This is a genomic window from Bacteroidales bacterium (assembly GCA_018334875.1).
In the GTDB taxonomy this organism is placed as follows: Bacteria; Bacteroidota; Bacteroidia; order Bacteroidales; family UBA12077; genus JAGXLC01.
In genome coordinates, this window is record JAGXLC010000213.1 from 1 (window position 1) to 7253 (window position 7253).

General features: G+C 45.2%; 5 protein-coding genes. 1 reads left to right on the top strand and 4 read right to left on the bottom strand.

The window, feature by feature from the left end; translation table 11 throughout:
* Positions 1-550: 550 nt before the first annotated feature.
* Complete coding sequence (locus KGY70_14575; GenBank protein ID MBS3776417.1) at positions 551-1483, top strand: TIM barrel protein; 933 nt, start codon at positions 551-553, stop codon at positions 1481-1483.
* Between the two features lie 155 nt (positions 1484-1638).
* On the opposite strand, the gene KGY70_14580 is transcribed toward KGY70_14575, so the two are convergent.
* The 4 genes from KGY70_14580 to KGY70_14595 all read right to left on the bottom strand — a co-directional run.
* Positions 1639-2973 carry a Gfo/Idh/MocA family oxidoreductase gene (locus KGY70_14580; protein ID MBS3776418.1) on the bottom strand — a complete coding sequence of 445 codons (1335 nt, stop codon included), beginning with the start codon at positions 2971-2973 and terminating at the stop codon, positions 1639-1641.
* Positions 2974-2999: 26 nt separating this feature from the next.
* The gene (locus KGY70_14585) at positions 3000-4517 is read right to left on the bottom strand and encodes an SUMF1/EgtB/PvdO family nonheme iron enzyme (protein ID MBS3776419.1); all 1518 of its coding nucleotides are present in this window, start codon (positions 4515-4517) and stop codon (positions 3000-3002) included.
* A 138-nt stretch (positions 4518-4655) separates the two neighbouring features.
* Positions 4656-5372, bottom strand: a complete 717-nt coding sequence (locus KGY70_14590; GenBank protein ID MBS3776420.1) for a DUF1080 domain-containing protein — start codon at positions 5370-5372, stop codon at positions 4656-4658.
* Between the two features lie 32 nt (positions 5373-5404).
* Positions 5405-7253, bottom strand: a 1849-nt coding sequence (locus KGY70_14595) for an arylsulfatase (protein MBS3776421.1), incomplete at its 5' end; no start/stop codon positions are given.

The following is a 7253-nucleotide window of genomic DNA, read 5'->3' on the forward strand; positions in this document are numbered from 1 at the left end:
TGCACACAGGGAACCCCTGCCGGCTTGCCTTCCGGCATACCCGGTATGGTTGAACTGATGGAGGGAGCAATACAACAGGCCCCGCAGTGTTTTCTGCATTCCATAAAGCATCGGTTTGTTTTTGACTTGATGGATTCTGTTTGCAAATTTATTTATCTTTATGCAGGTTAACAAATCGGGAAACTTTCGTGAAACAATTCAATTAACACGAATACTGAGGCATATAAGAGGTTTATGTTTGTTTTTTCTGATTTGTCTGTTTTGTGTATTTTTTTTAAATTTCAACAAAATTGAGATGGGATTCTTTTTTCTGAATTTGTTGGTAGATATGCTTTATAGATACATTTAACCCGAATAATTCAAGAATTATTCCTGTCTCCGACAGCGACTAAGGTTCACTAAAATTTTTTTCAAAAATTTAAGTTCACCTAAGTCGGGGTTATCCTGCATTTTATTCATTTTTATAAAAACTTATGAATAATGCAGGTTAAGTTGTTATTTTAAAGGTTTTTATACTCAGTATTAAAGAACATATAATAAATCAAGCATTATGAACAGAAGAAAATTTATTAAGACAGGAACCGCTGCTGCTTCTTTATTTGCTGTTAACGGTGCGTTGAGTTACGCTTCGGCTCCAACCAGCCAGAGTAAGCAGGCAAAGCATGAGTTCAATTTACACTATGCCCCTCATTTTGGAACGTTTAGCAATAGTGCGGGAGATGATCCGGTCGATCAGGTCAAATTCATGGCGGATGTTGGTTTCACTGCATTGGAGGATAACGGCATGAAGGGCCGGGATAAATCCATGCAGGAAAAAATTGCTGCTGAGATGGATCGTCAGAATATGAAGATGGGAGTTTTTGTAGCCCATGAGATCGCCTGGAATGAGCCCAACCTGACCAGCGGAGACAAGAAGGCAAGGGAAAAATTCCTTAAAGAAATCCGGGAATCAGTGGAAGTAGCCAAACGGGTCAATGCGACATGGATGACCGTCGTGCCCGGCCATAAGGATCTGAGGAAAAATATGGGATATCAGACAGCCAATGTCGTAGAGACCTTAAGACGGGCTGCCGAGATCCTTGAACCCCATGGTTTGGTGATGGTGCTGGAAGTGCTGAATTTCAATAATCATCCGGGGCAGTTCCTCCAGAAGATGGGACAGGCTTATCAAATTTGCCGGGCAGTGGACAGTCCATCCTGCAAAATATTGGCCGACATCTATCACCAGCAAATTCAGGAAGGCAATCTAATTCCCAACATTGACATGGCCTGGGATGAGATTGGATACTTCCAGCAGGGAGATAATCCCGGAAGAAATGAGCCTTATACCGGTGAGATTAATTTTAGGAATGTTTTTAAGCATATCTATGATAAGGGATTTAATGGCATATTGGGAATGGAACATGGCAACTCTATAAGCGGAAAGAAGGGTGAACAGGCATTGATCGATGCCTACGTGAAGGCGGATAATTTTGAAACCTGATCATTCGCTTCTGATTATAGGGTTAGAATATGGGAATGATTAAATACCCAAGATATTGGAAATCATTCAATCAATCAATCATTCATTATTATTAAAAAAAAGAGGTTGCTTCATGCAACCTCTTTTTTTCAATAAATGGAGCATAATGCTTTTTCTTACTCCTCGGAGCCGGGAACCGGCACCTCGTTATTGACCAGATCACTGGATCCCAGAGAGGTAAGTGACTCAGGACCTCCTTCGGGACCCAACTGGAGACTCGATTTCATCATCTGATCCCAGGTAACTTCTTCTCCGGTATATGCGGAAATTCTGCCCATTATTGCGCACATTGTCGATTTGGCAGTAAATTCGGCCACATTTACGGGTTCATTTCTCCGTATGGAGGTTACCAGGTGAATATGCTCCTGAAGATAAGGACTGTTTACGTCTTCGGGTTTCTCATAGGTCCATACCTTCTCGCCGTCTGGCTTGGCTATGTAGCTGGAGCAGTCGGAATAACCTTTTGTACCCCTTACAAATTCCGAAACATTGTTGACACAGCCGTCAATCTGTCTGCACATGCTATGGACGTGAATGTCATTTTCATATACAAAATCAACGCTGAAATTGTCATATTGGTCGCCGGTTACCCTGCGGTGTCTCGAGCCAAATCCTACTGCACGCTCGGGGAATTTACCGCCCATGAACCAATTGATGACGTCAATGTTGTGTACATGCTGTTCTGTGATGTGATCACCTGAAAGCCAAGCCCAGTTCACCCAGTCGCGTATCATGAATTCTATGTCGCTCCATTCGGATTTTCTCTCTCTGTACCAAAGCTGTCCCATGTTCCAGTAGCAATTGGCAGCGACGATGTCACCGATTTCACCCCGCATGATGCGCTTATAGGCTTCGATATAGCTTTCCTGGTGATGGCGTTGAGTTCCTGTTATTACCGTCAATCCAAGGTCGTCGGCTCTTTTTGAGGCGCTGATGATTGAACGGGCGCCAACCGGATCTACAGCCAGGGGCTTTTCCATGAATACATGCTTGTGCGCGTCCACACAGGCTGCAAAATGCAGAGGCCTGAAATAAGGCGGAGTTGCCAGAATCACAATATCTACATCAGAGTCAATAACCTTTTGGTAGGCATCAAATCCAACGAAAGCTTTGTCATCTGAAACTTCCTGCCCGGTTTGATTTTTGATTTTTTCGCGGCTCTCTGCCATTTTATCTTCAAAAACATCGCCCATGGCAGTTAATTCCAGGTTAGGACCTGCATTGAGAAAATTGACTGCAGCTCCGGTACCTCTGCCTCCGCAGCCTACCAGGCCAGCCCTGAGTGTATTGCCTTCGGGGGCTTTGTTTAACATGGGAGGCAGGTCGAGATCTGCTTTGGTACCACCTCTGCTACATGAAGATAACCAGTTTGCGGTCAGAGCCATACCGGCTACACCAAGTGCGCTTTTTGTAAGAAATTCTCTTCTTGTTTGTTTATTTTTGTGTTCCATATCACAAGATTATTTAAAGTTAACCATTAATTTTCGTTTTCCTGAGGTTCACAAACTACCCTGAAAGCTACGTGATTGGCATCTGAATACCACCAGACGCTTTTGGGCATCTGGGGATCGGTTTCCATCCATTTCTCCGATTGTGTATGTCCTCTTTCGGCAGATCGTACATCAGAGGCTCCGTCTTTAAAAGATCCTCCTCTGATAACATACTCTTCTCCTGATGAAGGTCCTTGAGGATTCTCCACTTTATTTCCATATTCAGAGTATATGTCCGGATCGTAATAATCACTACAGAATTCCGCAACATTACCCAGCGTATTTTTAAGCCCGAAGGGATTGGATTTCACTTCTTCCGGAGGCTGGGTTCTGGCATTGCTGTTCATTTGGTAGATGACATAAGTATTGATAACCGATGTATCGGCTCCAAAAATGGAGGAGAACAAGCCTTTTTGTGAATACTTTTTGGGGCTGCCTTCGAAAAAGTAGGCGCCCTCCTTACTTCCTCTGGCTGCATATTCCCATTCGGCTTCTGTTGGTAACCGGTAATTTTTTCCGGTCTTTCTGCTCAGCCAATGGCAGTAAACTCTTGCTGCATAATGGGTCATGGTTATCGCAGGCCGGTCACCCCGTCCCCATCCCTGGTCGGGATTGCCATATGGTGGAGTTGGGCCTGTTATACCGTCTACCATCTCCTCAGGAGGTATTCCGTAATCGTCGGGCCTTCCTTCTGACATGGTCTGAGAGAAAAAGGCAAGGAAAGCATCCCATGTGGTTTCAACCCTTGCTATATAAAAACTGTCGAGTTTAACCTCTACCTGCGGACCCTCATCTTCATCCCTGAAGGGTTCATCTTCCGGGCTTCCCATTGTAAAAGTACCTCCGGGGATGGCTTTCATGTCAAAGCTTACCGAGGTGCCCGGGATATATTCCGTATAATCGCCAAAAGTATCGATTTTTGCAGGTTTATTATAAATCTCAACTTCTTCTTCCTTCTTCATTCCAAAATCTACATTTTTAGCCATCACTGCATCTTCATCATAATGACCTACATGTAAGTGGCAATTGATACAACGAACGGTTTCTTTGTTTTGTGAATAGTGTAGATGGCCTTCTTCACCTTCTTGTGATAATCCTTTGGGAAATAAATTTTGATGACATTTCAGACAAGAACTTTCATAAACATGGCCTTTTGCGTATTCAAGCTGGGATTTTTGCTCCCAGTTGATCTCGTCAATGTCCTTGAAGAGTTTTCCATACACATCACGGGTGCCTGTTATGGCTTTTTCAGTCAGATAGTACAGATCACCCGGCGGAGGCAGGTGGCATTCAACGCAATGGACTACAACTCCACTTTCATTATCATAATGGGTCGATTGTTTCCAGGATTGCGTGGAGTGGGGGTGAACGTGGCATGATGCGCAGAAGTCGTCTGTTGAAGTTAATTTGACCAATTTATTACCCCCTAAAAATATTATAGAACCGACAAGTATACCAACGATGAATAATGTGGTGTAGGTTTTCTTGATAAGTTTTCTTTTCATGAATTTGATTTTTCTTGACAGCCGTTGATTTTATGTATTTTTAGGTGCATAAAAGTACGCTAAATGTAAAATTATACCAAGCATTTTCTTATTTTTTATTCAATCTAAATTATTCACCGGTGATTTTTCGGAAGTTATTTAATCAGGGGTTCGGAATTTGATGTTCTTTAATGCCGCAGTAGTCCTCCATGAAGAAATGCCCAGCGGGCGTGATAACCGTACCTCCGGACGCACAGAAAATTCATGATCCTTTATATTCACATCAACCACCTGTTTTTTGTCAATCCAGGCTCGTAGCTTCTGGCTGGTAACACGAACACGGATGTGGTACCATTGTTGTTTTTCAAATTTCATCAACCGTTTGGTGAAATTTTCCGATGCATCTTTATCATCGATGTTGCTGATCCCTACCACTGTGCCTCCCCAGCCACCGACAATCAGAGTACAATATTCATCTCCGACCGGAAAGGTCAGTCCGCAGAAAAAATCATTACCCTTAACACGCATGGCATCCAAGGCTATTTCATAATTTTCTTCCGGGAATTCCCGTTGCCACGTGACACCGGTGCAACCGTCTCCCATTCCCAGAATAATTTTCCCCTCGGATTCATCTATGCGTACGGGTCCCTGAGGTCCGAAATTGGTTATTTGCCACCCGTCCAGTGTTCGTCCGTTAAACAAGGGCCGCCATCCCAGGGAATCGGGTTCGGCGTTGTATCCCACCGGTGAAGGATCATTGATTTCTTCCTCATTTTTATTTTGCAGAAGATGCTCCTGGAGAAAGAAAATTCCTGCACCAATTAAAATGGCTGTGAGAAAAATGAATAAGTACCGGGTTTTTAGGGAGAAGCGCATAGTGGATTAACAATTTCTTACTTCTTTTTAAATCATTCTATTTTTTCGAACATAAGAAGCCTGAAGTCCATAGCTGCCTCTCCCGGGATGTTTAACGCTTCAAGTGTCAATGTTCCTCTTCCTTCTTCCAGGTGAATCGTACCCAGTTCCATGGTCATGAAGGCTTTCACATAGGATTCCATGCGTTTTGACCGGTCGTCTTCCATACCGCGGAGCGGGGGATCATGGGCCTCGGTTATTTTACCGGTTATCTCAGCCGAGCCCATACTAAGCTCAATGGTGGAACCCAGGTTCTGGCGGGAACAGGTGTAGTAAAGCTCAACCTGGTAATCACCTTCACTGAGCACGTCAACATCCCAGGTGATTTTGTCCGATGAGGCCGTCCAGTTGGTAAAAAAGGTGCAGTTGGGAAAGCGGTTGGAGCGCTCTATGTTTCCGTGTGGTTCTGCGTCACGGGCAGGCATCTGTGTATACTTAAAATTAGAATGGCCAATGGGAAAAGGCCTACTGTCCCTGTCAAGTTCTGCAGTCATCTCTTTTTTCCATGTTGACAGCGAATCTTCCAGGCGATCGGCTACCTGCGGATTTTTATCAGATACATCGATGTACTGGCCCCGGTCTTTGTTGATGTCGAACAGGCGGCCTTCACCGTCGAGTCTGTATTGCTGGCTTCTTACACTGGCTCTTCCTCCCCAGAAAGAATAGAGCAGGCGGCTGTTCCATGATTCGTCATTTCTAAAAAGCAGGGGTTCCAGGCTAACACCTTCGACGGGTTTGTTGGTTTCCGGTTTAATGCCTGCTAGATCGGCTAGTGTGGGAAGCAGATCGATCGCTCCTGCAATTTCGTCTATCTTTGTATCCGCCTTGATCACCCCGGGCCATCGTATAAAAAGGGGCGAGCGTACGCCTCCTTCGTCAGTAGACCCTTTTCTGCCTTTCATGCCCCCGTTCCATCTCCAGCCGTTGGGGCCGTTGTCGCTGAAGTACACCACGATGGTGTTTTCTTTTAAGCCGAGCTTTTCTAGCTTGTCCATCAGGCGGCCCACATTCCAGTCGATGTTCTCGCACATGGCCAGGGCGGCTTTAAGATGCTTCATATCCTCCTTTTCCGGGTCGCGGTGGTGCATGTTCAGGGTGGCATCTTCGAATTTGTCCCACCATCGGTCGGGAACCTGCATGGGGGAGTGAGGCGTGTTGTAGGGAAGATAAAGGAAGAAAGGCTCCTCCCGCTTTTCTTCAATAAACTTCATGGCTTTTTCGGTCAGGTCGTTGATGATATATCCGTCTCCCTGCACCAGCTTTCCGTTATGCTCAAGCATGGGGCTGAAATAATCGCCCCAGTGGCCTGAACAGAAACCATAGAATTCATTAAATCCCCTTGCATTGGGTTGATAGGGATACTGCATTCCGTTGTGCCATTTCCCGAAAGCTGCCGTTTCATATCCGGCAGACTGGAAAACCTCTGCAATGGTGGTCTCATCCAGATCCATCCGCTCACCTCCGGCAGAGGTGGAATACACATTGCTGTGGGGATGGTATCTGCCGGTCAGCAGTTCAGCACGTGTGGGCGAGCTTACAGGGCATACGTAAAAGTTCTCGAATTGGGCTCCGTTTTGACCCAGGGCATCAATATTGGGAGTTTTCAGGTTGGTGTTCCCGTTTATGCTTAAATCCCCCCACCCCTGATCATCGGCCAGGATGACAATCATATTGGGCTTTTTACTTTGATAACGGGTGGGTTTTTGGGCTGGAGCCTCATTATGAAGGCTGTTTCCCAAAAAAGCGGTGGCGCCTATAAACAGGGCATGCTTTATCATGGCGCCCGATGGCTTATGACTGCTGCTGAATGTAAAATCCATCATTATATTTTTTGTGTTTTCT

Bases quoted from the DNA above. Each gene is read 5' to 3' on its own strand.
- KGY70_14575 (MBS3776417.1), top strand. From the start codon at position 551: ATGAACAGAAGAAAATTTATTAAGACAGGAACCGCTGCTGCTTCTTTA.
- KGY70_14585 (MBS3776419.1), bottom strand. From the start codon at position 4,517: ATGAAAAGAAAACTTATCAAGAAAACCTACACCACATTATTCATCGTT.
- KGY70_14590 (MBS3776420.1), bottom strand. From the start codon at position 5,372: ATGCGCTTCTCCCTAAAAACCCGGTACTTATTCATTTTTCTCACAGCC.
- KGY70_14580 (MBS3776418.1), bottom strand. From the start codon at position 2,973: ATGGAACACAAAAATAAACAAACAAGAAGAGAATTTCTTACAAAAAGC.